Origin of the sequence: Methylocystis sp. JAN1 (genome assembly GCF_052186135.1) — a bacterium.
GTDB lineage: Bacteria > Pseudomonadota > Alphaproteobacteria > Rhizobiales > Beijerinckiaceae > Methylocystis.
The window spans coordinates 2,902,111-2,925,421 of the sequence record NZ_CP181499.1; the positions used below are offsets into that span (position 1 = coordinate 2,902,111).

The following is a 23,311-nucleotide window of genomic DNA, read 5'->3' on the forward strand; positions in this document are numbered from 1 at the left end:
GATCAAAGGCGCGGCGCCCCGCGCGCCGATCATCGTCATTCCGGCGCGGCTGGGCTCGACCCGGCTGCCAAGGAAGGCCCTTGCCGACATTGGCGGGCGTCCGATGATCCTTCACGCGTGGTCCCGCGCCGTCGCGACCGGGCTCGGCCCGGTGGCGGTCGCGACAGACTCCGAGGAAATCGCAGCGATCGTGCGCGCGGCCGGCGGCGCGGTCGTCATGACCACCGGCGCGCATATTTGCGGCAGCGACCGCATTGGCGAGGCTCTGCGCCTCCTCGACCCCGGCGGCCGCCATGACGCCGTCGTCAATCTGCAGGGCGACAATCCCACCCTCCCGGCGGGCGCGCTCGCGGCCGCGCTTCGCCTGCTTGCCGAGGCGAGCGTCGACATCGGCACGCTGGCCGCGGCCGCAGGCCGGGAAGAGACGGACGACCCCAACGCGGTGAAGCTGGTCGGGACCGAGATCGCGCCCAACCGTCTGCGCGCGCTTTATTTCACCCGCGCCCGCGCGCCTTGGGGCGAGGGACCGCTCTTCAAGCATGTCGGCGTCTACGCCTATCGCCGCGCGAGCTTCGAGCGCTACGCCGCCCTCCCTCCGTCCCCGCTCGAGCTGCGCGAGCGGCTGGAACAATTGCGCGCGTTGGAGGCCGGGATGCGTATCGACGCGGCCGTGCTGGACAAAGCCGGTCCATCGGTAGATACCGGGCGCGACCTCGCGGCTTTACGGGCCGCCATCGGGCAGGAAAAACAGTGACAAAACAATATATCGCCTATCAGGGCGAGCCCGGCGCGAATTCGGACATCGCCTGCCGCGACGCCTATCCCGATCTGACGCCCCTGCCCTGCGCAAGCTTCGAGGACGCCTTCGCCGCCGTCACCGAGGGCCGCGCGCTTCTCGGCATGATCCCGATCGAAAATTCGATCGCCGGCCGGGTCGCCGACATCCATCATTTCCTGCCGCATTCGGGCCTGCATATCGTCGGCGAATATTTTTTGCCGATCCATTTTCACCTGATGGCGCCGAAGGGCGCGACCCGAGAAGGACTGCGCGCCGTCTACAGCCACATCCATGCGCTCGGCCAATGCCGCCGCGTCATCCGGGATCTCGGCCTCATCGCGCATACGGCGGGCGACACGGCCGGCGCCGCGCGTGAAATCGCGGAGTGGAACGATCCGACCAAGGCGGCGCTGGCGCCCCGCCTCGCCGCCGACATATACGGGCTCGACGTGCTCGCCGAAAATGTCCAGGACGAGGCCCACAACACGACGCGCTTCGTCGTGCTGTCGAAGACGAGCCAATGGGCGCCGGTCGAGGGCGGCCCGATCATGACGACTTTCATCTTCCGCGTGCGCAACGTGCCCGCAGCGCTCTACAAGGCGCTTGGCGGTTTCGCCACGAACGGCGTCAATATGACGAAGCTCGAGAGCTATATGGTCGACGGCGAATTCGCCGCGACGCGCTTCCTCGTCGACGTCGACGGCCATCCCGAACAGCCGCATGTCGCGCGGGCGCTGGAGGAACTGCGCTTCTTTTCGAAGGAAGTGGAAGTTCTGGGCGTCTATCCCGCGGCCGAGTTCCGGGTCACGAATATTCGCGGCTTCGACTGAGCCGGTCTTGGGATGCAACCCGCCTTCCCGTCGAGCGCTCGCCCAAGCCGGACCCGCGTGGCGCCAACCCCTTGCAAAAGACTGGCCCAACGGGAAAAAAGCCTTTACTAACGGGGGCCGCTGCGGCCGCCGCTTGTCTTCGAGGTGCCAGTATGTCCGTCGCCTATGATCCCAACAACATCTTCGGCAAGATCCTGCGCGGCGAAATCCCCTCGCACAAGGTTTACGAAGACGAGGTCGCCCTCGCCATCATGGATATCATGCCGCGCGCCGAAGGCCATGTGCTGGTGATCCCGAAGGAAGACGCCCGTAATCTGCTGGACGTTTCTCCGGCGACTCTAAGCGACTTGATAAAGCGCGTGCAGCATGTCGCCAAGGCGCTCGAAAAGGCCTTCAAAGCCGATGGCCTGACTCTGCATCAGTTCAATGAAAGCGCCGGGGGCCAGGTGATCTATCATCTGCACTTCCACCTCCTGCCGCGCTGGGAAGGCGTCCCGCTGCGCCCGCCGGGAACCATGGCCGACGACAAGAAGCTCGCCGAGCAGGCGAAGATGATCCGGGCGGCGACGGCGCCGTTTGCGGGGTGAGGACCGGGGCCTTCAGGCGCGCCCGGAGACACAGGCGCGCCCGAAGGCGCGCGGTCCGCTCACTCCTCCACGACCTTCGCCGGCCGCAGCACGACCGGCCGCAGCAGGAAGGACGGGACGTGGTCGCCGAGCCCGATGACGGGCGGGCCGTCGTCCTCATGATGGCGACGGCGTGAACGGCGGTCGTCCGTTGAGCGCATGCGGACGGGCTCCGCGTCGGGACGCCGGGGCGAATGCGCCGGGCGACCCATGGCGACGGGCCCCTCGGCCTCGACATGCTCGACCCTTTCGACACGTTCGGGCCTGCGCTCCGCGCGTTCGCCGCGTTCGGGCCGGCGGCCGCGCTCGCCGCCGCGCTCGCGACGGCCCCCACGTTCGCCGCGTTCTCCCCGCCCGCCGCGCCGATGCTCCTGTGGGCGCGTGGTCTCCATAGGCGGCGGCAGCGCGTCGAAGGTCGGGCCTTCCCACTCGATCGCCTTGCCGATCAGGCTCTGGATCTGATCGACATATTTCATGTCGTCCTCGGTGACGATGGTCAGCGCCACGCCCGAGCGGCCCGCGCGGCCCGTGCGGCCGATACGGTGGACGTAATCCTCGCTATGGGTCGGCACGTCGAAATTATAAACGTGGCTGACGTCCGGAATATCGAGGCCGCGCGCCGCGACGTCGGAACAGACGAGCAGATTCACGTCGCCGGTCTTGAAGGCGTCGAGCGACGCCATGCGGGCGAGCTGGTCCATGTCGCCATGCAGCGCGCCGGCCGAAAAGCCGTGCTTCGCCAGCGACCGATGCAGGATCGCCACGTCGCGCTTGCGATTGCAGAAAATGATCGCGTTTTTGAGATTTTCGGCGCTGCGGAGGAGCTTGCGCAGCGTCTCGCGCTTCTCCGCGTGGCCGTGCGAGGCGACGAGCGCCTGGCGAATCGTCGAAGCCGTCGTGGAGGCGCGAGCGACCTCGACGCGGACCGGATTGTGCAGGAAAGCCTCGGTGAGGCGGGTGATTTCCGGCGGCATGGTCGCCGAGAAGAAGAGCGTCTGGCGCGTGAAGGGAACCAGCTTGCAGACGCGCTCAATATCGGGAATGAAACCCATATCGAGCATGCGGTCGGCTTCGTCGATGACGAGGATCTCGATGCCGGTCAGCAACAGCTTGCCCCGATCAAAGAAGTCGAGAAGACGGCCCGGCGTGGCGATCAGCACGTCCGCGCCGCGCATGATCTTGGCCTCCTGGTCGCCGAAGGAGACGCCGCCGATGAGAAGCGCGACGTTCAGCTTGTGGTTGGCGCCGTATTTAGCGAAGCTTTCTTCGACCTGCGCCGCCAGTTCGCGGGTGGGCTCCAGAATGAGCGTCCGGGGCATCCGGGCGCGGGCGCGACCCTGTTCGAGGCGGCTCAGCATGGGGAGAGTGAAAGCCGCGGTCTTGCCGGTGCCGGTCTGCGCGATGCCCAGAATGTCGCGGCCCTGAAGCGCCGGCGGTATGGCCTGGGCCTGGATGGGCGTCGGATTAGCGTAGCCGGCCGCCTGCACGGCCGCGAGAACCTTTTCCGAAAGGCCCAATTCGTCGAATGTCATCAATTATCCTGGTTACGGCTGTACGGACGCGGGTTGGCGATGCGCGCCAGCCGTTCGAGAAGCGCGCAAGATGTAAAGAGAGGGCGCCGTCGTCGCCGCGAAGACGGTCTGGCTCGCATACGGTCGCCGCAAAGAGGCGCGCGCGAAAGCCACGCCGGCATGCTTGAAGAACAAATGGGCAAATGTCAATGAAATTGCGAGCCCCTGCGGGCAATTTCCGGGATTTTTTCCCGTAAAGCCCCCGCAAAAGCTTAATTTCCGGCGTGGGGGCCTATTTTTTTGCCTTGGATTGCGCTTTTTCGTCGCCGCAAGGCGAAACTGGCGCAGGGCCGCGCAGCGGAATCGTTGCGGTCGTCATGCCGTCGACCCCGACGCTCCGGACCACGGAATAGACTTGCGTGGGCTGCTGGGCGGGGGCGCGCTTCGCGAGGCCGTCCATCGTGCGCTCGAAAGCCGTCTGCATCAGGTCGTTGCGCTCCACCATTTTCGACAGGAGCTTCGCGCCGAGCACGCTGCACAGGAAAACGGCCGCGGAGAAGGCCGCAAGGCTCCAGACAGGCCCCGAAAGGTTGCGGGGCGGCATGCGTTCTTCCTCGGAATCGGACATTGTCGGGCCTATGAATTGTCGGCCCACTTCTCTATCGCGATATGGTAAATATCTGGTTCACGTCAGTGTTTGCTTGACCAGCGCCGTCGCATGGGCCTTGCCAATGCGCCCGCGAAGCAGAAAACTGGGCGCGCCGCGCCGCTGGGCATTTTTCTGAAAGTCCCAGCGGCCGCGGCAAAGAAATTGCTCCATGCTCCCCTGAAAGAACATTTCTCGGGACCTACATGGAAAGGATCGAGGGACGAGACCGACGTGGCGGCGTTGACATCCATCAAACCCCAGCAAGCGCTTTCACAGATTGGCCAACCTCGCTCCGGCGAGGTTCGTGGCGGCGACGCGCCGCCGTCGCCCTTGCGAGCCGGCAAGGAGCCCAAAAAACCCGGCGACGGCGGCCCGGGCGCCGGGACTGCGCTGATCGCGCGCACGCGCCAGCAGACGCGCCGCCCGAATATGTATCGCGTCCTGCTGCTCAACGACGATTACACCACGCAGGAGTTCGTGGTGATCGTTCTGCGTAAGTATTTCAACAAATCTGTCGAGGAAGCCACACGCATCATGCTGCATGTCCACAACCATGGCGTCGGCGAGTGCGGTGTCTACACTTACGAAGTCGCCGAAACCAAGGTCACCCAAGTGATGGATTTTGCAAGGAAACATCAGCACCCCTTGCAATGCATCATGGAGAAAAAATAGGGGTCGCAGCGAATGCCGACGTTCTCGCGCAATCTGAAACAGACTCTGGACCGGGCCCTCGCCTCCGCGCGCGAGCGTCATCACGAATACGCAACGCTCGAACATCTGCTGCTCAGCCTGATCGAGGACGCGGACGCCTCCGCCGTGCTGCGGGCCTGTTCGGTCGACCTCGAGCTGTTGGCGAAGAATCTTCGCGATTATATCGACCGCGAGCTCGACAATCTCGTCAATGAGGACGCCGACGAGTGCAAGCCGACGGCGGGCTTCCAGCGGGTCGTGCAGCGAGCCATCATCAGCGTGCAATCCTCCGGCCGCGAGGATGTGAGCGGCGCCAATGTGCTCGTCGCGCTCTTCGCCGAGCGCGAAAGCCACGCCGTCTACTTCCTGCAGGAGCAGGATATGACGCGCTACGACGCCGTGAATTATATCAGCCACGGCATCGCCAAGCGCCCGGGCCTTTCGGACCAGACCCGCACGCCGCGCGGGGTGGAGGAGGATGGCGACCGGGCCGAGGGGCGCGAAGGCCGGGAGGGAGACAGCCGCAAGAAGGAAGGCGCGCTCGAGGCTTATTGCGTCAATCTGAACAAGAAGGCGCGCGAAGGCCGCATCGACCCGCTGATCGGCCGCGAAGCGGAGGTCTTGCGCACCATCCAGGTGCTCTGCCGCCGCCACAAGAACAATCCGTTGCTGGTCGGCGATCCGGGCGTCGGCAAGACCGCCATCGCCGAGGGTCTTGCGCGCAAGATCACCCAGGCCGAGGTGCCGGACGTGCTCATCGGCGCGACCGTCTATGCGCTCGACATGGGCGCCCTGCTCGCCGGCACGCGCTATCGCGGCGACTTCGAAGAGCGGCTGAAGCAGGTCGTGAAAGAGATCGAGGGCCACAAGAACGCGATTCTCTTCATCGATGAAATTCATACGGTCATCGGCGCCGGCGCGACCTCCGGCGGCGCGATGGACGCCTCGAACCTTCTGAAACCCGCGCTCGCCCAGGGCGTGCTGCGCTGCATCGGCTCGACAACCTACAAGGAATACCGCCAGTATTTCGAGAAGGACCGCGCCCTCGTCCGCCGCTTCCAGAAGATCGACGTCAACGAGCCGTCGATCCCGGACGCGATCGAGATCATGAAGGGGCTCAAGCCTTACTTCGAGGAGTTCCACAAGATCCGCTACACCAACGACGCCCTCAAGGCGGCGGTGGAGCTGTCGGCGCGCTACATCCATGACCGCAAGCTGCCGGACAAGGCGATCGACGTGATCGACGAGACCGGCGCGGCGCAGATGCTCGTCGCCGAGAACAAGCGCAAGAAGACCATCGGGCTTAAGGAGATCGAGGCCACGATCGCGACCATGGCGCGCATCCCGGCCAAGACCGTCTCCAAGGACGACGCCGAAGTGCTCGCCCATCTCGACGAGACCCTGCGCCGCGTCGTTTACGGCCAGGACAAGGCGATCTCAGCGCTCACCTCGGCGATCAAGCTCGCCCGCGCCGGCCTGCGCGATCCGGAAAAGCCGATCGGCTGCTATCTGTTCTCCGGTCCCACGGGCGTCGGCAAGACGGAAGCCGCGCGCCAGCTCGCGACGTCGCTCGGCATCGAGCTCGTGCGCTTCGACATGTCGGAATATATGGAGCGCCACACGGTGAGCCGCCTGATCGGCGCGCCGCCCGGCTATGTCGGCTTCGACCAGGGCGGCCTTTTGACCGACTCAATCGACCAGCATCCTCATTGCGTGCTGCTGCTCGACGAGATCGAGAAGGCGCATCCCGATCTCTACAACATCCTGTTGCAGGTTATGGATCACGGCAAGCTGACGGACCATAACGGCAAGACCATCGACTTCCGCAACGTCATCCTCATCATGACGACCAATGCGGGCGCGCAGGACCTTGCCCGGACGCCGATCGGCTTCACCCGCACCCGCGCCGACCTCGACGACAGCGAGGCGATCAACCGCCTCTTCGCGCCGGAGTTCCGCAACCGTCTGGACGCGATCGTGCCCTTCGGCCATCTGCCGGTGGACGTGATCAAGCGCGTCGTGGACAAGTTCGTCATGCAGCTCGAGGCCCAGCTCGCCGACCGCAACGTCACCATCGAGCTCACCGACGAAGCGCGGAGCTGGCTCGTCGAGCACGGCTATGACGAGGCGATGGGCGCGCGCCCGATGTCGCGGGTCATTCACCAGCACATCAAAACGCCGCTGGCGGACGAGGTTCTGTTCGGCCGCCTCAAGAATGGCGGGGCGGTGCGCGTGGTGGTGGTCAGCGACGACAAGGGCGAGAAGAAGCTCGGCTTCGTCTTCCCCGAGGGCCCGGTCCTGCCGCGTCCCGAACGCGACATCATCGAGGCCGGCAAGAAGCGCGCGAGCGCCGACGAACCGGCGGAATCCGCGGCCGGCGAGCCCGACGCGCCGGAAGCCGACGCCAAGCCGGCGCCGGTCCGCAACTAACGCAAGACGCGAGAGAAACGGAATGAGCGGCGTCCGCCGGCGGACGCCGCTCATTCATTTTTAACCCAAATCTCATTTACTTCAGCGTGAGGGAGAACGGCTCGACTCTGCTCCGCGGCGCCTGATTCGGCAGAGGAAAAAAGGGAAACCCCGTGCTGCAATCCGCTGAATCTCGCGACGCGCCGCTGCGCATTCTACATGTGCTTCGCGCGCCCGTCGGCGGCCTCTTCCGTCATGTCGCCGACCTCACGCGCGAGCAGATCGCCCGCGGCCACAAGGTTGGGATCATAGCCGACTCTCTCACCGGCGGCGCGACGGCCGACAAGCAGCTCGCCGGCCTGCTGCCCGATCTCGCGCTCGGCCTCACGCGCCTTCCGATCCGTCGCCTTCCACACCCCACCGATCTCGCGGCGACGATCGCCGTGAACAGGCGCGTCGCGGCGCTCAAACCGGACGTCGTTCATGGCCACGGCTCGAAGGGCGGCGCCTATGCGCGGGCGACGGGCCTGTTCTCCGGAGAAGGCAGGCCGGTCCGGATTTATACGCCGCATGGCGGCAGCCTGAATTACGAGCCCGGCTCGCTCAGCCACCGCGTCTTCATGACGATGGAGTCGTTGCTCGCCGCGCGCACCGACGCGCTGCTGTTCGAGAGCGCCTTCATCGCCGGCCGTTTCGAGGCCTATGTGGGCAAGCCCAAGGGCCTTGCGCGCGTCATCCCCAATGGCATTTCGGAAAGCGAATTCGCGCCTGTCGAGCCGCGTCCCGACGCCGCCGACCTTCTCTTTGTCGGCGAATTTCGCGACGCAAAAGGCATCGATACGCTGATTGACGCCGTGGCGCTGCTCAAGCGCCGGGGCATCGTTCCCAGCGTCGCGCTTGTCGGCGACGGGCCGGATCGCGGCATGCTCGCGGCGCGCGCCGAACAGGCTGGCGTCGCAAAGCAGATATCCTTCAAGCAGCCTCGGCCGGCGCGCGAAGCCTTCGCGCTCGGCAAGGCGATGGTCGTCCCGAGCCGCTTCGAGTCCCTGCCCTATGTCGTACTCGAAGCCGTGGGGGCGCAGATCCCGCTTGTCGCGGCCAATGTCGGCGGCATGGCCGAAATTTTCGGTCCTTCCGCCGATCGGCTGATCGCGCCAAACGATCCCGGCCTCCTCGCGGACGCGCTCGAGCGCATTCTCTCCGAGGCCCCGGAGGCGCGCGACCGCAAGGCGCGGGCGCTCGCCGATTATGCCGCGTCCCGCTTCTCGGTCTCGAAGATGGCCGAGCAAGTCCTGCAAGGCTACCGCGACGCCATCGCCGCGCGAGGCGCCGGCCGATGAGCGAGCTCGCTCAGCCATCGCCGGGCGAGAATTGCGGCCTCGTCTTCAGCTACCAGCGACTTGTCGACGCGGCCGTCTTCATCTTCGTCGCCTGCGGCGCCATTGCGGTCATCGAGCCGTCGCCCTACGACTTCGCGTCGCTTATCGCCATGCCGCTGTGGTTTCTCGGCGGCTTCTCGATCAACCGCAGCTTTCTCGTCTTCGGTTTTCTGATCCTCGCCTTCAACATCATGGGCTTCCTGGCGCTCATCCCCTTTTGGGACAGCCCGGACTCCTCGCTCTACCAGTATCAGTCGGCCTATCTGGTGCTGACGGCGCTGTTCTATGCGCTGTTCATGGGCAACCGCACGACCCACCGCGTCGAGCTGTGCCTGAACGCCTATGTCGCGGGTTCGCTTGTCGCGGCTATCGCCGGCATTCTTGGCTATCTCAACGTCGCGGGGCTGGGCGAGGGCGTCTTCCTGCACGCAGGCCGCGCATCGGGCACCTTCAAGGACCCGAACGTGCTCGGCTCCTTTCTCGTGCTGCCGATCGTCTATCTGGCGCACAGTCTCATGCTCGGGCGGGCGAAGAGCATCCTGCTCACAGGCGCGGCGCTGCTCGTCATCTTTCTCGGCATGTTCCTATCCTTCTCGCGCGGCTCCTATGGCGCGACGTTCGTCGCATTCTCGCTGATGGTGGTCTCGGTTTATGCGACGTCGGAAAACCGCAAGATGAAGCGGCGCATCGTCCTCGCCGCGGCGGGCGCCGTCGCGATGATCGCCGTGGTCATCGCCGTGCTGCTGTCGATGCCCGAGACGCGCGAATTCTTCAACCAGCGCACGGCCGCGACTCAGGATTACGACGAAGGCTCGACGGGACGCTTCGGCAATCAGTTGCGCTCCATTCCCATGCTGCTCGACCGCTTCATGGGCTTCGGACCGCTGCGTTTCCGCCTCGTTTTCGATCTGGAGCCGCACAATTCCTATGTCGGCGCCTTCGCCAACAATGGATGGATCGGCGGCTTTCTGTTCTTCCTGCTTGTCGGCGTGACGGTCTTCGTCGGATTACGGCTCATGTTCACGCCGTCGCCGGCGCAGCGCCTGTCACAGGCGGTCGTCCCGGCGACCATCGGCCTTTTCCTGCAAGGCTTCCAGATCGACATTGATCACTGGCGCTTCGTCTTCTTCATGCTCGGGGCCGTGTGGGGCCTCGAAGCGCTGCGGCAGAGATGGGTCGATCAGGGGCGGCCGGTGCGCGGCCCCCTCTCCCCGTGAGCGCCAACGCCGTCATGGCCGGGACGGACCTGGACGAGCCCGGCCATGACGGAATCCTGGAGATATGCGACTCCCTTAGCCGCGCAAGCGAGGAGAGGCTGAAAGCCTTGCCGACCGCTATCTTGCTCGGGCAGCCTTCTTTCGCTCGAGGAGAGGCTTCTCAGCCATTAGCGGCCGCCGCGCCATCGCCTCCGCAAGATAATGGCCCGTATGGCTGCGCTTCTCTTTGATGACCTCAGCAGGCGGTCCCGCGGCGACGATCTCCCCGCCGCCGTCGCCGCCCTCCGGCCCCATGTCGATGATCCAGTCAGCGGTCTTGATGACTTCGAGATTGTGCTCGATCACGACGACCGTGTTCCCCTGCTCCACCAGCTCGTGCAGCACTTCGAGAAGCTTGGCGACGTCGTGGAAATGCAGGCCGGTTGTCGGCTCGTCGAGAATATAAAGCGTCCGCCCCGTCGAGCGGCGCGACAGCTCCTTGGCGAGCTTCACGCGCTGCGCCTCGCCGCCCGAGAGCGTCGTCGCCTGCTGGCCGACATGAATGTAATCGAGGCCGACGCGTTTCAGCGTCTCCATCTTGTCGCGAATGGCGGGCACGGCCTTGAACAGAGTCGCCGCCTCCTCCACCGTCATGTCGAGAACGTCGGCGATGGACTTCTCGCGATATTTCACTTCGAGCGTTTCGCGGTCGTAGCGCTTGCCCTTGCAGACGTCGCAGGTGACGTAGACGTCGGGCAGGAAGTGCATCTCGATCTTGATGACGCCGTCGCCCTGGCAGGCCTCGCAGCGCCCGCCCTTCACATTGAAGGAGAAGCGCCCCGGCGCATAGCCGCGCGCCTTCGCCTCCGGGAGGCCCGCGAACCATTCACGGATCGGCGTGAAGGCGCCGGTATAGGTCGCCGGGTTCGAACGCGGGGTGCGGCCGATCGGCGACTGGTCGATGTCGATGATCTTGTCGATCTGCTCCAGCCCTTCGAGCCGGTCGTGCGGCGCAGGAACCTCATGCGCGTTGTTGAGCCGCCGCGCGAGCGCCTTGTAGAGCGTCTCGATGACAAGCGTCGACTTGCCGCCGCCGGAAACGCCAGTCACCGCCGTGAAGAGACCCAGCGGAATTTGCGCGTTGACGCTCTTGAGATTGTTGCCGCGCGCGCCGAAGAGCTTGAGCCAGCGGCCCGGCGTGGGCTTGCGCAGCTTGTGATTGAGACGCACCTGCTTTTCGCCGGTGAGATATTGCCCGGTGAGCGACGCCGGATTGTCCATGATCTCCTGCGGCGTTCCCTGCGCGACGATCTTGCCGCCATGAATGCCGGCGCCTGGCCCGACATCCACGACATAATCGGCGGCGAGGATCGCATCCTCGTCATGCTCGACGACGATGACGCTGTTGCCGAGATTGCGCAGGCGGCGCAGCGTGTCGAGCAGACGGTCGTTGTCGCGCTGATGCAGGCCGATGGACGGCTCGTCCAGCACATACAGCACGCCCGTCAGCCCCGATCCGATCTGGGAAGCAAGCCGAATGCGCTGACTCTCGCCGCCCGAGAGCGTCCCTGAATTGCGCGAGAGCGTCAGATAATCGAGTCCCACATCGACAAGGAAGGTGAGGCGCTCGCGAATCTCCTTCAGGATGCGGTAGGCGATCTCGTTCTTCTTCCTGTCGAGTTCGCCCGGAAGGTTCGAGAACCATTCCAGCGCCGCGCGCACGGAGAGTTCGGAAACTTCGCCGATGTGCTTGCCCGCTATTTTGACGGCCAGCGCTTCCGGCTTCAGGCGGAAGCCTTCGCAGGCGAGGCAGGGCGTCGCCGACATATATCGGCCGATCTCCTCGCGCGCCCATTCGCTGTCTGTTTCCAGATAACGGCGTTCGAGATTGATCACGACGCCCTCGAAGGGCTTCTTCACATCATAGGCGCGGAAGCCGTCTTCATAGGAGAATTTGATCTCCTCTTTGCCCGAGCCGAACAGAATGACGTTACGCGCCTTCTCGGGAAGGTCCTCCCAAGGCGTGTCGAGCTTGAACTTGTAATGCCGCCCCAGCGCTTCAAGCGTCTGCATGTAATAGGGCGAGGACGACTTCGCCCAGGGCGCCACCGCGCCCTTGCGCAAGGTCGTCTTCGGATTGGGCACGACGAGATCGGCGTCGACCTTCTGCTCGCAGCCAATGCCGCCACAGGTCGGACAGGCGCCGAAGGGATTGTTGAAGGAGAAGAGGCGCGGCTCGATTTCGGAGATGGTGAAGCCGGAAACGGGGCACGCGAATTTCGAGGAGAAGACGATATGGCCCGGCGCGTAATGGGTGGAGACGTTGGCGGAGGCCTGCGCGAGCGCCAATTCCGCCCCCGCCTTGGCGTCGGCGAATTCGATCACCGCCAGCCCGCCCGATAGATCCAGCGCCGTCTCCAGACTGTCGGCGAGGCGCGCGGAAATGTCCTTGCGCACGACGATGCGGTCCACGACCACGTCGATGTCATGCTTCAATTTCTTGTCGAGCGCGGGCGCGTCTACGATCTCGTAATAGGCGCCATCGATCTTCACGCGCTGGAAGCCGCGCCGCGTGAATTCGGCGATCTCCTTTTTATATTCGCCCTTGCGGCCGCGCACGACCGGCGCGAGCAGATAGAGACGCGATCCCTCCGCCAGAGCAAGCACGCGGTCGACCATTTGCGAGACCGTCTGGCTCTCGATCGGCAGGCCGGTCGCCGGCGAGTACGGCGTGCCCACGCGCGCCCAGAGCAGGCGCATATAGTCGTGGATTTCCGTCACCGTGCCGACGGTGGAGCGCGGGTTCTTGGAGGTTGTCTTCTGCTCGATGGAGATGGCCGGCGAAAGCCCGTCGATCTGATCGACGTCCGGCTTCTGCATCATCTCCAGAAACTGGCGGGCGTAAGCCGAGAGCGATTCGACATAGCGCCGCTGGCCTTCGGCATAGATCGTGTCGAAGGCGAGCGACGACTTGCCCGAGCCGGAGAGCCCCGTGAACACAACAAATTTGTCGCGCGGAATGGCGAGGTCGACATTCTTGAGATTGTGCTCGCGGGCGCCGCGGATCGAGATGGTCTTCTCGTCGGAGGCTCGCTTGGCGTCGAAAGCCTTTTCTAACGCTTGCGCGGATTTCTTGCTGTTGCTCGCCATGTGCTGAGGGCTGGTCGGGAACGGGAAAGGCTAATCTAGGCGCTGCCGGCCCCAAACGCCACTTGCTGCGCTGCGCAAATCTCGGGCGTGCGAGAACGCTCCTCTGTCCCAGCGCCTTGCGCCCCGCGACGCGCGCCCCCGCCGCGGCGGTCGTCGCGCATCAGGCGAAAGGCAAACACCAAAACGCCGCCGCCATCGCCCGCGCCAGAAAGCCCGTCACCTTCGCCGACGCCGTCCTCCAGCGCGGACAGCCATGGATCAAAGCCACCCGACAGCTGCTTCTTCCGCGCGCGAAAGAAGGGAGAACCCACATTTATGAACCACAATCCGCCATCCGCACTCCTTACCCACAGAGCGGGAGCAGGCGGCCCCTGCGTCAGCAGGGGTCGGGTGAGGGCGTCACGCCCCGTTGCCCGTAAAGGTCCGCGGCGCTGGCGAGATGATCTTCGCCGCCCCGCCGCCAATCTCGAGAATCGAGAGGCCGCGCTCATTGGTGCCATCCGGCTTGAAGCGGAAAACGCCGTCGGCGCCGTTGAAACCCGAGGGATTGGTCAGCACGCTTTCCGAATAACGCTGCGAGCCCTGCGAGCGCGACAGCGCGATTGCGAGCGACACGGCGTCATAGGCGAGCGTCGCGATGCGCGCCGGATCCGAGCCGAACTTGGCCTTGTAGCGCGTCGCGAAGGCGTTGAAGCCGGCGTTTTCCGGCGCCGAGAACCAGGCGCCCTGCAGCGCCGGCAGGTTGAGCGTGCGTGCGTCGTTCCATAGGCCCGTGCCGATGATCTGCACCTTCTTGGAATCGAGGCCCGCCGCGACAAGCTCCTTCGAGACCGCCGGCATGGCGTCGGCCTGCTCGGGAATGAAGATCGCGTCGAATTGGTCGCGCGCGGCGGCGAGGCGCTGGATCGACTCCGTGGGCGCCCCGGGCTTGTAACGCTCGATCAGCGGCACGCGCAGGCCGTAATTGGCCGCGCTCTGCTGAAACTGCCCCAGCGCCAGCGTGCCGTAATCATTCTCGGGCGCGAGAACCGCGACGGATTTCTTGCCTTTCTGCGCAGCGAAATTCAGGCCGCGGTCCACATGGCCCTCGACAAGGAAGGACAGGAGATACTGCCCGTGGCCCGCCGCCGACGTGTCGGTCGAGAAGGCGATGACGGGCTTGCCGGCGGAACGCGCGACGCGGCCCGCCTCCTTCACGTCGGTTGCGAAGACCGGTCCAAGGACGATCTCCGCGCCCTCATTGATCGCCGCCTGCGTGGCGGCGGCGGCGCCAGCCGGCGACGATTTGTCGTCCCTGACGAGAATGGTGACGTCGCTGGAGCCGCTGTCGGCGTAAGCGAGCTTCGCGGCGTTGCGCAGCGAGGCGCCGACTGCCGACGGCCCGTTCGGTCCGGTGAGCGGCACGATGAGCGCGACCTTCACGGCGCCCTCGCCGATGTTCTCGCCAGCGTCGGCCACGGCGACCTGCCCGCCCGGCGTCGCGGGCGCGCCCATTCGAAGGTCCCTGGCGCCCGGAATGCCCGGACCCGCGCCCGGATTGCAGGCGGCGAGAGCAAGCGCCGCCACGCCTGCGAACAGCCTGAGCGCGCCGCCGCGTCGGAAGGGACCACGAAAGCCCGTCGAAAAATCCATCCTCATAGAACCCCCTGCGCCGGATCTAGCCTCCGCGCGCCCAGTTTCCGGCGCATAGGGTCCGCCTCCCCGCCCGAAAGTCAATAGATGACAGAATGCGCATGAAATGAGGCCTTGCCGAGACCGGCCTTATCGTTCCATATTCCGAACGATCGGACGACATAAAGAACGACTTTTGGAGATCGAGCCCATGGCCAGCGACGACGCCCCCTCCCCCGCTGCGGGCTACACGGCTTTCGGCCTGCGCGCCGAGGCGGAGAAAATCGAGGCTGGCCTTCACGTTGTCGCGACGCCCATCGGCAATCTGAAGGACATTTCCTTCCGCGCCCTCTCGACCCTCGCGGCCGCCGACGCGGTGGTCGCGGAGGATACGCGCGTCACGAAGAACCTGCTGGCGCATTACGGCATTTCGACGCCGCTCGTCGCCTATCATGAACACAACGCCAAGGTGATTCGCCCGCATCTTCTGGCGCGGCTCGCAAACGGCGCGGCGCTGGCGTTGGTCTCAGACGCCGGCACGCCGCTCGTCTCCGATCCCGGCTTCAAGCTCGTGCAGGAGGCGCTGGAAAAGGGCCTGCATGTCACCGCCGTTCCCGGCCCGTCCGCCGTGCTGGCCGCGCTCGTCGTCGCGGGTCTGCCGACCGACCGCTTCTTCTTCGAGGGCTTTTTGCCGCACAAGAGCGGCCCCCGCCGCGCGCGGCTCGCGGAGCTGGCGCAGGTGCCGGGCACGCTGGTGTTTTTCGAGAGCCCGAGGCGGCTCGCCGAGACGCTTGCGGATTGCGCCGCCGTGCTCGGCCCGCGCGCCGCCGCCGTCGCCCGGGAACTGACAAAGATGTACGAGTCGGTGCGGCGCGGGACGCTCGCCGAACTCTCCGACGCGCTGGCGGTCGAGGAGCCGCCGCGCGGCGAAATCGTGCTGCTCGTCGCTCCGCCGGAAGCCGGAGCGGCCGAGGTTGCGGAGGCGGATCTCGACGCGCGGCTCGCGGAAGCGCTCGGCTCCTATTCCGTGAAGGACGCCGCGAGCGTGGTGTCGGCGGCGACGGGCCAGCCCCGCCGGCAGGTCTATGCGCGGGCCCTGCAACTGGCGGCGGAACGGGGGAAGTGACCGTCATCGCGCGCAGCGAAGCGATCCGGGCCCACGGCGCCCCTTCGCTTCGCTCGCAACGACGGCTAAGCTCTCCACATGAGCGAACAGGAAAACGCCCGCCGCGCCGCGCGCGCCTATGGCCTGCAGGCCGAGACCATCGCGTCTCTCTGGCTGCGCGCGCGGCTCTATACGATCCTTGACAGAAACTTTCGCATCAAGGACGGCGAGATCGACATCATCGCCAAGAGAGGCCGCACGATCGCCTTCGTGGAAGTGAAGGCGCGGGGCGATCTCGATGACGCCGCCATCGCCATCACCCCGCAAAAGCAGCGGCGCGTCTCGCGCGCGGCCAATCGCTGGGTCGCGACGCATCCCTGGGCGATGGGCTGCACGCTGCGCGCCGACGCGATCTTCGTCGCGCCGGGAAAGCTGCCTCGGCATCTGGAGAACGCGTTCGAGCTGGGGGTGGGATGAGAGCTACAGGCGCGACGAGCCCCCGCGTCAGCCCCTCTTACGGCCAGCTCGGCATGCCGCATTTCGCGACAAAAGATCTCGCCATCATGCGCGCGCTACCGAATATGCGCGTCGTCGCGCCGACCGGACGCCCCTCGTGCTTCGAGACGCTTGCTGCGCAAGCTCCTCGGCATGAGGGGCTTTTTCCTTCAGCGCCCAACACTTGGGCCTCATCCTGAGGAACGAGCGAAGCTCGCGTCTCGAAGGCGAGGCCGCCCTGGAAGCTTATCAGCCCTGCGGGCCGCCCGAGCGCGGGCGGTTGCCGCCCTGCGCGCGGCGTCGGCCGTTTGCGCCGGGACGCTGCGCATTTTGTCGCTGGCCCTGCGGACGCTGACCGTCGCGATGCTGGCCCTCGCGTCTCGGATTCTTCGGCGCGTGGCGGCCGGGGCCGCCGCCATTGCCGCGCCGGACGCGACGGGCCGGCTCGGAGTCGTCATGGCGCTGATCGGCGCTGCGGCGGTCGGTCGAGGGAATCGATTGGCGCGTCAGCTTCTCGATCTGGCGCAACAATGGCCGTTCGCCATTGTCGCACAGCGAAATCGCCCGGCCCGAGGCGCCGCCGCGCGCCGTGCGGCCGATGCGATGGACATAGGCCTCCGGCGCCTCCGGCAACTCGAAATTGACGACATGCGTCACGCCGTCGACGTCAATGCCGCGCGCGGCTATGTCGGTCGCGACGAGCACGCGCGTGCGTCCCTTGCGGAAGGCGTCGAGCGCGCGGATGCGCTGGCTCTGACTCTTGTTGCCGTGGATGGCCTCGGCGCCGACGCCCGCCGCGTCGAGATGCTGCGCCACGCGATCGGCCCCGCGCTTGGTGCGCGTGAAGACGATGGCGCGGGAAATCTCGGCGTCCTTCATCAGCTCGATGAGAATGTCGCGCTTGGCGCCGCCGTCGACGAGGAACACATGCTGGTCCACGCGCTCGGCCGTCGTCGCCACCGGCGTGACGGACACCTGCGCCGGATCCCTGAGCATGTCCTGCGCAAGGCCGGAGATCTCCTTCGGCATGGTCGCCGAGAAGAGCAGCGTCTGACGGTTCTTCGGCAGCTTGGCGACGATCTGGCGGATCGGGACGATGAATCCAAGATCGAGCATGTGGTCGGCTTCGTCCAGGACGAGCACTTCGGTGAAGGCGGGCTTGAAGCGGCCCGAGGCGATATGGTCGAGCAGGCGCCCCGGCGTCGCGACGAGCACGTCGAGCCCGCGCGCCAGCATGTCGATCTGCGGGCGGTGCGATACGCCGCCGACGATCACGCCGACGCTCGGCCGCATGAACTGGCCATAGGCGCGAAAGCTGTCCGCGATCTGCGCCGCGAGCTCGCGCGTCGGGGCGAGCACCAGAGCCCGCGCGGCGAAGGGCGTCGGGCGGCGGCGCTCGACGGCCAGGCGTTCGAGAATCGGCAGCGCAAACGCCGCCGTCTTCCCGGTGCCAGTCTGGGCGATGCCGAGAAGGTCGCGACCCTGCAACAGGTGGGGAATGGCCTGGGACTGGATGGAAGTGGGCGTTTCATAGCCTTCGCGAGCGAGGGCGCGAAGAAGAATCTCGGACAGGCCGAGATCGGCAAATTTGGTCACTTAGCGTCTTTCATAAGTGAATCGCTCGCCGCCGCGCCCTTGGGGCGAGCGGTTCGCTCGATCCGGTTGAAATGGGAGACTTGCCCTGCGTAGCGGGCCGTCGATTGGGGCGTGGAGGAGGCTCGACAGCTGGTCGGAGAGGCCCGGAAAGGGAAAGGTCCGATCTACGCGGCTGGAGCGCCCCTGCTGCGGCGCAGCGGAACCTTCGTAGAGGAAGCCGCCGCCCAGGTCAATGCGGCGGTTCGGCCAGAAACCGAATGCAGACCATACAGCAATGATCCAGAAATAAAGGCCGACGCGGCGCCGCCTATAATTTTGACATTCGACCGGTCTCCATCCGCGGTCGAAATTAGCGCCCGGCGCGGCTCCGCCAGTCAGCGCCGGGCGCGATCTGTCTCAGCGCCTTCACGAAAACTTCTGATATAAGGGCCTCCCCTGCGATCAGCGGGCTGCTCGCCTTCCGTCGCCGGGCTTTTCTGGCAATGGAAAGGATGTCGCGTTGCTGCTTATCGACAATTTCCTGGATCGCGAGACGGCTGCGCGGCTGCGCAAGAACATCCTGGAGACGCCCTTCAACTCGGGAGGCGCGACCGCAACGGGACGCGCGGCGAAAGTCAAAAACAATCTTCAGATGGACCGCGAGCGGGGGCGGAAGATCCTCGACGACATCGCATTGCGGATGATGACGCATGAGCAGGTGGAGCTCTACGCCATTCCCAAGCGAATCGCGGCCATGAGCGTCAATCGCTACGACGTTGGCATGGAATATGGCAGCCACACCGACGCGCCGATCATGAACGACTGCCGCTGCGACCTGTCCTTCACGCTGTTTCTCGAGGACCACGTAAATTACGACGGCGGCGAATTGGCGCTCGAGCAGGAGCATGGGCTCCTGAAGGTCAAACCGGCGATCGGCAGTCTGTTCCTTTACTCCACCGGTCTCATCCATCGGGTCACGCCCGTGACGCGCGGCAGCCGCCTCGCCTGCATCGGCTGGATTCAGAGCCGCGTGCGCGACGAGCAGCAGCGCGCGGTGCTGCGCGAATTGAACATCGTGCATCGCTCCTATGTCGAGCGCCACGGACATGACGAACTCGTCGACATGCTTCTGAAAAATTCGGCGAATCTGATGCGCATGTGGTGCGAATAGGCGCGCCGGGACACTAGGATTTCGCGCCTTGGCGAGGACCGAAGAGCCGCCCGCGATTTCGGGGGGCTCCAAACGCAGTCGACCGACGGGCGCGCTTTCCTACGGCGCGGCAAGGAAGATCCTTCACTCCAATTTCAAGTAAAAGTCACGCAATAGCTAAAATCAATACTATTCGATGAGACAAAGGAGAATAAAATGTAATATTTGTTTTTATCTATAATAGATTACCGTGTTTTTCCTGGAAATACAAACGATACGATCCCGAAATCGATTATAAACACACGCTCAAATTTCAGACGCACTCGGGAAACCTCGCCCTTACACCATACCGGTCGCGCCTTGGGCATTCGCCTGGCGGCGTCGGATCGGTCACTCTGACTGCTCGGTGGTAGGCTTGAACTGCTGGCCCTGGAACCGGCCCCTGTCCAGCGGCTTGCTCAAAGGGCGCAAAGCCTATCGCCGCAGGGGCGTGGTGGCGGACTTGGCTGAACGGGGCTGAAACAATCCTCGTCGATCAGCCCCTCGCAGGATACGAGAGCTTGCGAGCGCGCCCGTGAGCGAGAGATCGGGAAACGCTTCAAGGGAGCGGAAGCGGTCGACGGCGCCGAACGCGACGCCTGCTCCCAAGCGTGCGTCGGGCGACGCGACAAACAGACAAATAAAAAGAGCCGCCCGCGCATTGCGGGCGGCTGAGACGGATGACAAACCTCGAAAGGCGGCCTCGTCCTTCGAGACGCGAGCTTTGCTCGCTCCTCAGGATGAGGCCTAAGTGTTTGCTGCAGGAAGAAAAAGCCCTTCATGCTGAGGAGCCTGCGCGGCAGGCGTCTCGAAGCACGAAGGGCGTCAACCGACTTTGTCATCAGTCTGAGCCGCCCGCGCATTGCGGGCGGCTCGCGTCGTGGCGAGTCCTGTGCCGGTCTCTCTGATACTTACCAGTAGATCTGCGCGCGGGCCTCGAAGAGATCCGGATGCGCGCCGTTGAAGTAGAAGCCCTGACGGCCCGGCATCGGCGAGCCGATGATGTTGTAGTCGTTGAGCGGCGCCGAGACGTGGAGGACGTGCGTCCAGTTGAGCTGGAGGTGGACGCCCTTGTCCGGATACCAGTTGAGGCCGGTCGTCACGTTCTCCTGCCGGCCGCCGGCGATGCCCGCGTTCAGGATCGACTGATAGGCGAAAGTGCCGCCCGGCGCATAGGTCGGGTTCGAGAAGGCCAGCATGTTGGCGAGGCCGCTTCCCGAATAAGGGCCGCTGTTCAGATTGACCGAGCTGTAGCGGCCGATCAGGCTGAAGGCGCCGTAGCCGCCTGCGCTAAGCGGATTTTTGATCTTCGGCTCGAAGAAGTTGGCGCCGGCCTTGTCAGAGGTGCTGTAGGCCTGCGCGCGCTCCTCGCCTGTCAGCCAGTACTGGCCGTAGAAATAGTAACCGCCGAAGTGAGCGCTCGATCCGCCTGGCGCAAAGACGCCAGCGGCGCGCGCCTGCAGGATCTTGCCCATATCGCGCTGATAGTCGGTCGCGATATATTCCGCCTGCATGTCAAACGGGCCGTACGCGCCGGCGAGTTCGAAACCATAGCTCGTCACGTACTTTGTACAGTGGCCGGCCGCGGAGCTGAACGGGACGCCGCCGAACAGGAAGCCGTTGGCGTAGGAGCCGCAGGAGAGATCCGGCGTGCCGAGCAGACCCTGGCCGAGGACGGTCGCCTCCGAGCGCAGGCGGTTGCCGAGGCGCAGGACGCGGTCGTCGGAGAGGCCCGTCGCGTCGTTGGGGCTGTGATAGCGGCCCGAGACGCCGACATGCAGCAGGTTATGCTCGTCCCTGATCGGCGCATAGGTCAGGCGACCCGCGACGTCGACATATTGCGCGCCGCCGGTCGAAACCCAGCCCGCGGCCTTCGGCACGCCCCAAACCGCTGGCGTGTTCTGGCCGGGGCTGATCGAGGCGTCTTCCATCGAGGTGGAGAACACGCCGATACGGCCCGTCCAGTTGTCGCCATAGGCGCCGAGCGAGATGCCGAGATGGCGGTTCGGAGCGATGCCCTCAACGGCCATGGCGCGCTCGATGAGCGGACGGAACTTCGACGAGGAGGTCGATTCCAGACTGAAGGGCTCGAACTGGCTGCCCACCATGATGAACATGGGGTCCTTCGCCCACGGGATGGACATCGCCGGATGCTGAATGCCGAAGAAGAAATCGCGGATGCCGCCGAGCGTCTGGTTGTTGCCAGTGACCTGGCCGGTGCCGGCGAAGTCATATTGCAGCTTGTAGAACCAGATCTTCGCGGCCTTGCCCTCGACTTCGAGGCGGATCTGGCGGAAGGCGACCTGGCTCGAGAAGCCGTTGAGCGGCTGGGTGATGCCGCCGCCGTCGACCATGATGCGGCCGCCGACCTTGAAGCTGTATGCCTTGTCTTCCGTCTCGACGAAGATGCCGTTCTTGAAAGAGACGAACACCGGCGGGGGCGGCGGCGGCAAGTGCGGGTCCGCCTTGAGATGCGCGGCGTTCGCGACATTCGTGGCCCTGCTCGAAGCCGCGGCGGCCTGCGCCTTGGCCTCATGCGCCTCCTTGCGGAGCTTCGCGATCTCCGCCTCCAGCGCACGAAGACGCGCGTCGATCGCGGCGGAGTCGGATGCGAAGGCCGCCCCGCCCGCCGATAGTAGCGCGCCGAGCGCAACGCCGCCGATAGCCCATTTCTTCGTCAACATCTTTCTCTCCAGCCCAAGTGGGAAGCGCCTGCATTTAAGGCTGCGGGATAGTCGCCAGCGTTGTGCGACAGATACGTGACAAACCAAGTATTCGCGCCATTCTCGAAGCCATAACGCCAAGCAAGTTGCCATTTTGCAACACACCTCGAACTCAAGTGAAGCTTATGCTAGTATTTCTGGTTTGTTTCTGATCTGCAATTATTATTTCCAAGTGGCGCAATTTTATTGCTGTTGAGAAATTAAACCACACCTTTAGGTCGAATTCAGAAACATACTAAAACAATACGGACATAAATAGCAACTATCCAGAAACATCTCAGAAATATATCGGCGGCAATGTCGCCCTGCGTCTTGGGCGTTCGCGTTCGAGGCGAAGTTCGGATCGGCTCTGCGGCCAGCTATGGAGCAGGGATGCGGTTCGCCGGCCTTGGAATCAGCCCCCGTCCAACGGCTTGAAAATGCGGGCGCAAAGCCTATCGCCGCAGGGGCGTGGTGGCGGACTTGGCTGAACGGGGCTGAAACAACCTCCGTCGATCAGCCCCTCGCAAGATATGAGCGCTTGCGAGCGCTCCCGTGAGCGAGAGATCGGGACGGTCAATGAAAAAGCAAAAACGTCCCCGGACGGCGTCCGGGGACGTTTTTCGTGGTCCGCGTGAGCGGCTAAACAGCTCCTCGCCGGCGCTGCGAAGTCAGTCGCAACCCTTGAGCTTCAGCTCCTCGCACTTCTTGGCCATCTCCTTGGCCCTGGCGACTTCAGCCGCAGAGAGGGTCTGCGCGGACAGGTCGAGCAATTCCTTCTTCTGATCGGGCGGCATGGACAGGGTCTCAAGCCCGATGGCCGCCCATATGTAGGCGCGCAGTGGGTCGCGCTCCAAACCCTGGCCCAGAAGATACATGGTTCCGAGATTCACCTGCGATTCGGCGTCTCCCTGCTTTGCGGCGAGACGCATCCATTTCGCGGCTTCCTTGTAATCCTGGGCGACGCCGGCGCCGTCATAATACATGCTGGCGATATTCGCCTGCGCTTCCGCAACGCCCTTGTCCGCAGCGAGAAGACTCCACTTCATCGCTTCCTTGTAATCCCGCTGCGCGAACTGCCCCTCGAGATATATCGTGCCGAGATTGGCTTGCGCAGGCGCGAAGCCGTTCTCCGCGGAAAGCTTGATCCACTTGATCCCTTCCTTCCGATCGAGAGGGACGCCCTTGCCGACCATATATATGAGGCCGAGTTCGGACTGCGCCCGCGCTTCGCCCTTCTCGGCCAGCGGCTTGAGAAGCGTGAGGGCGGCTTCGATGTCGCCTTTCTTGGTCGCGGCGGCCGCATCCTCATAGGGGTCGGCGATCGCCGGACTTGCCGCAGCGGCGACGAGCAGGAACAGGAAAGGGCGGATGCGCTTTCGCATGGTAACTCCGTAAAACGATACGAACGCCCCC

At 64.8% G+C, this 23,311-nt stretch carries 17 protein-coding genes; 10 read left to right on the forward strand and 7 right to left on the reverse strand.

The window, feature by feature from the left end:
• The first annotated feature begins 1 nt into the window (after position 1).
• From ACNHKD_RS13925 to ACNHKD_RS13935, 3 genes are all read left to right on the forward strand, one after another.
• A complete protein-coding gene (locus ACNHKD_RS13925) occupies positions 2-754 on the forward strand; it encodes a 3-deoxy-manno-octulosonate cytidylyltransferase (protein WP_442756905.1) in 753 nt (250 codons plus the stop codon).
• Positions 751-1,608, forward strand: a complete 858-nt coding sequence (locus ACNHKD_RS13930) for a prephenate dehydratase (protein ID WP_442754078.1) — start codon at positions 751-753, stop codon at positions 1,606-1,608. The genes ACNHKD_RS13925 and ACNHKD_RS13930 overlap by 4 nt, the downstream gene beginning before the upstream one ends.
• 152 nt (positions 1,609-1,760) lie before the next feature.
• Positions 1,761-2,195: an HIT family protein gene (locus ACNHKD_RS13935; RefSeq protein ID WP_442754079.1), complete on the forward strand. Its 435-nt coding sequence runs from the start codon at positions 1,761-1,763 to the stop codon at positions 2,193-2,195.
• Between the two features lie 59 nt (positions 2,196-2,254).
• Here the strand turns inward: ACNHKD_RS13935 and ACNHKD_RS13940 are convergent, their stop codons facing one another.
• On the reverse strand, positions 2,255-3,766 hold the full coding sequence (locus ACNHKD_RS13940; protein WP_442754080.1) for a DEAD/DEAH box helicase: 1,512 nt from the start codon (positions 3,764-3,766) through the stop codon (positions 2,255-2,257).
• A 271-nt stretch (positions 3,767-4,037) separates the two neighbouring features.
• Positions 4,038-4,349 carry a hypothetical protein gene (locus tag ACNHKD_RS13945; protein ID WP_442754081.1) on the reverse strand — a complete coding sequence of 104 codons (312 nt, stop codon included), beginning with the start codon at positions 4,347-4,349 and terminating at the stop codon, positions 4,038-4,040.
• A 375-nt stretch (positions 4,350-4,724) separates the two neighbouring features.
• Between ACNHKD_RS13945 and clpS the strand changes: the two genes are divergently transcribed.
• The 4 genes from clpS to ACNHKD_RS13965 all read left to right on the forward strand — a co-directional run bounded on the left by clpS (position 4,725) and on the right by ACNHKD_RS13965 (position 10,089).
• Positions 4,725-5,066, forward strand: coding sequence for an ATP-dependent Clp protease adapter ClpS (gene clpS / locus ACNHKD_RS13950; protein WP_442756906.1), 342 nt, complete (start codon positions 4,725-4,727; stop codon positions 5,064-5,066).
• A gap of 12 nt (positions 5,067-5,078) precedes the next feature.
• Positions 5,079-7,514 (forward strand): ATP-dependent Clp protease ATP-binding subunit ClpA, encoded by a 2,436-nt coding sequence (clpA, locus tag ACNHKD_RS13955; protein ID WP_442754082.1) that lies wholly within the window; start codon positions 5,079-5,081, stop codon positions 7,512-7,514.
• Positions 7,515-7,666: 152 nt separating this feature from the next.
• Positions 7,667-8,833 carry a glycosyltransferase family 4 protein gene (locus tag ACNHKD_RS13960; RefSeq protein WP_442754083.1) on the forward strand — a complete coding sequence of 389 codons (1,167 nt, stop codon included), beginning with the start codon at positions 7,667-7,669 and terminating at the stop codon, positions 8,831-8,833.
• Positions 8,830-10,089: an O-antigen ligase family protein gene (locus tag ACNHKD_RS13965; RefSeq protein WP_442754084.1), complete on the forward strand. Its 1,260-nt coding sequence runs from the start codon at positions 8,830-8,832 to the stop codon at positions 10,087-10,089. The genes ACNHKD_RS13960 and ACNHKD_RS13965 overlap by 4 nt, the downstream gene beginning before the upstream one ends.
• A gap of 117 nt (positions 10,090-10,206) precedes the next feature.
• On the opposite strand, the gene uvrA is transcribed toward ACNHKD_RS13965, so the two are convergent.
• Together uvrA and ACNHKD_RS13975 are read right to left on the reverse strand one after the other, a co-directional pair.
• On the reverse strand, positions 10,207-13,218 hold the full coding sequence (gene uvrA / locus ACNHKD_RS13970; RefSeq protein ID WP_442754085.1) for an excinuclease ABC subunit UvrA: 3,012 nt from the start codon (positions 13,216-13,218) through the stop codon (positions 10,207-10,209).
• A 399-nt stretch (positions 13,219-13,617) separates the two neighbouring features.
• Positions 13,618-14,850 carry a penicillin-binding protein activator gene (locus tag ACNHKD_RS13975; protein ID WP_442754086.1) on the reverse strand — a complete coding sequence of 411 codons (1,233 nt, stop codon included), beginning with the start codon at positions 14,848-14,850 and terminating at the stop codon, positions 13,618-13,620.
• A 190-nt stretch (positions 14,851-15,040) separates the two neighbouring features.
• Here ACNHKD_RS13975 and rsmI point away from each other — a divergent pair, with 190 nt between their 5' ends.
• Together rsmI and ACNHKD_RS13985 are read left to right on the forward strand one after the other, a co-directional pair.
• Positions 15,041-15,955 carry a 16S rRNA (cytidine(1402)-2'-O)-methyltransferase gene (gene rsmI, locus ACNHKD_RS13980; protein ID WP_442754087.1) on the forward strand — a complete coding sequence of 305 codons (915 nt, stop codon included), beginning with the start codon at positions 15,041-15,043 and terminating at the stop codon, positions 15,953-15,955.
• 78 nt (positions 15,956-16,033) lie between these two features.
• Positions 16,034-16,411, forward strand: a complete 378-nt coding sequence (locus ACNHKD_RS13985) for a YraN family protein (protein ID WP_442754088.1) — start codon at positions 16,034-16,036, stop codon at positions 16,409-16,411.
• 267 nt (positions 16,412-16,678) lie between these two features.
• Here ACNHKD_RS13985 and ACNHKD_RS13990 read toward each other — a convergent pair whose 3' ends face one another.
• The gene (locus ACNHKD_RS13990) at positions 16,679-18,025 is read right to left on the reverse strand and encodes a DEAD/DEAH box helicase (protein ID WP_442754089.1); all 1,347 of its coding nucleotides are present in this window, start codon (positions 18,023-18,025) and stop codon (positions 16,679-16,681) included.
• A gap of 499 nt (positions 18,026-18,524) precedes the next feature.
• Here ACNHKD_RS13990 and ACNHKD_RS13995 point away from each other — a divergent pair, with 499 nt between their 5' ends.
• Entirely contained in the window at positions 18,525-19,175 is a 651-nt protein-coding gene (locus ACNHKD_RS13995) for a Fe2+-dependent dioxygenase (protein ID WP_442754090.1), read from the forward strand.
• A gap of 929 nt (positions 19,176-20,104) precedes the next feature.
• On the opposite strand, the gene ACNHKD_RS14000 is transcribed toward ACNHKD_RS13995, so the two are convergent.
• Positions 20,105-21,877, reverse strand: coding sequence for an OprO/OprP family phosphate-selective porin (locus ACNHKD_RS14000; protein ID WP_442754091.1), 1,773 nt, complete (start codon positions 21,875-21,877; stop codon positions 20,105-20,107).
• Positions 21,878-22,566: 689 nt separating this feature from the next.
• Entirely contained in the window at positions 22,567-23,280 is a 714-nt protein-coding gene (locus tag ACNHKD_RS14005) for a tetratricopeptide repeat protein (RefSeq protein WP_442754092.1), read from the reverse strand.
• Between the last annotated feature and the right edge of the window lie 31 nt (positions 23,281-23,311).

Excerpts from the sequence above, each read along its gene's own strand:
- ACNHKD_RS13935 (WP_442754079.1), top strand. The coding sequence starts at position 1,761 with ATGTCCGTCGCCTATGATCCCAACAACATCTTCGGCAAGATCCTGCGC.
- ACNHKD_RS13940 (WP_442754080.1), bottom strand. The coding sequence starts at position 3,766 with ATGACATTCGACGAATTGGGCCTTTCGGAAAAGGTTCTCGCGGCCGTG.
- ACNHKD_RS13945 (WP_442754081.1), bottom strand. The coding sequence starts at position 4,349 with ATGCCGCCCCGCAACCTTTCGGGGCCTGTCTGGAGCCTTGCGGCCTTC.
- clpA (WP_442754082.1), top strand. The coding sequence starts at position 5,079 with ATGCCGACGTTCTCGCGCAATCTGAAACAGACTCTGGACCGGGCCCTC.
- ACNHKD_RS13965 (WP_442754084.1), top strand. The coding sequence starts at position 8,830 with ATGAGCGAGCTCGCTCAGCCATCGCCGGGCGAGAATTGCGGCCTCGTC.
- uvrA (WP_442754085.1), bottom strand. The coding sequence starts at position 13,218 with ATGGCGAGCAACAGCAAGAAATCCGCGCAAGCGTTAGAAAAGGCTTTC.
- ACNHKD_RS13975 (WP_442754086.1), bottom strand. The coding sequence starts at position 14,850 with ATGGATTTTTCGACGGGCTTTCGTGGTCCCTTCCGACGCGGCGGCGCG.
- rsmI (WP_442754087.1), top strand. The coding sequence starts at position 15,041 with ATGGCCAGCGACGACGCCCCCTCCCCCGCTGCGGGCTACACGGCTTTC.
- ACNHKD_RS13985 (WP_442754088.1), top strand. The coding sequence starts at position 16,034 with ATGAGCGAACAGGAAAACGCCCGCCGCGCCGCGCGCGCCTATGGCCTG.
- ACNHKD_RS14000 (WP_442754091.1), bottom strand. The coding sequence starts at position 21,877 with ATGTTGACGAAGAAATGGGCTATCGGCGGCGTTGCGCTCGGCGCGCTA.
- ACNHKD_RS14005 (WP_442754092.1), bottom strand. The coding sequence starts at position 23,280 with ATGCGAAAGCGCATCCGCCCTTTCCTGTTCCTGCTCGTCGCCGCTGCG.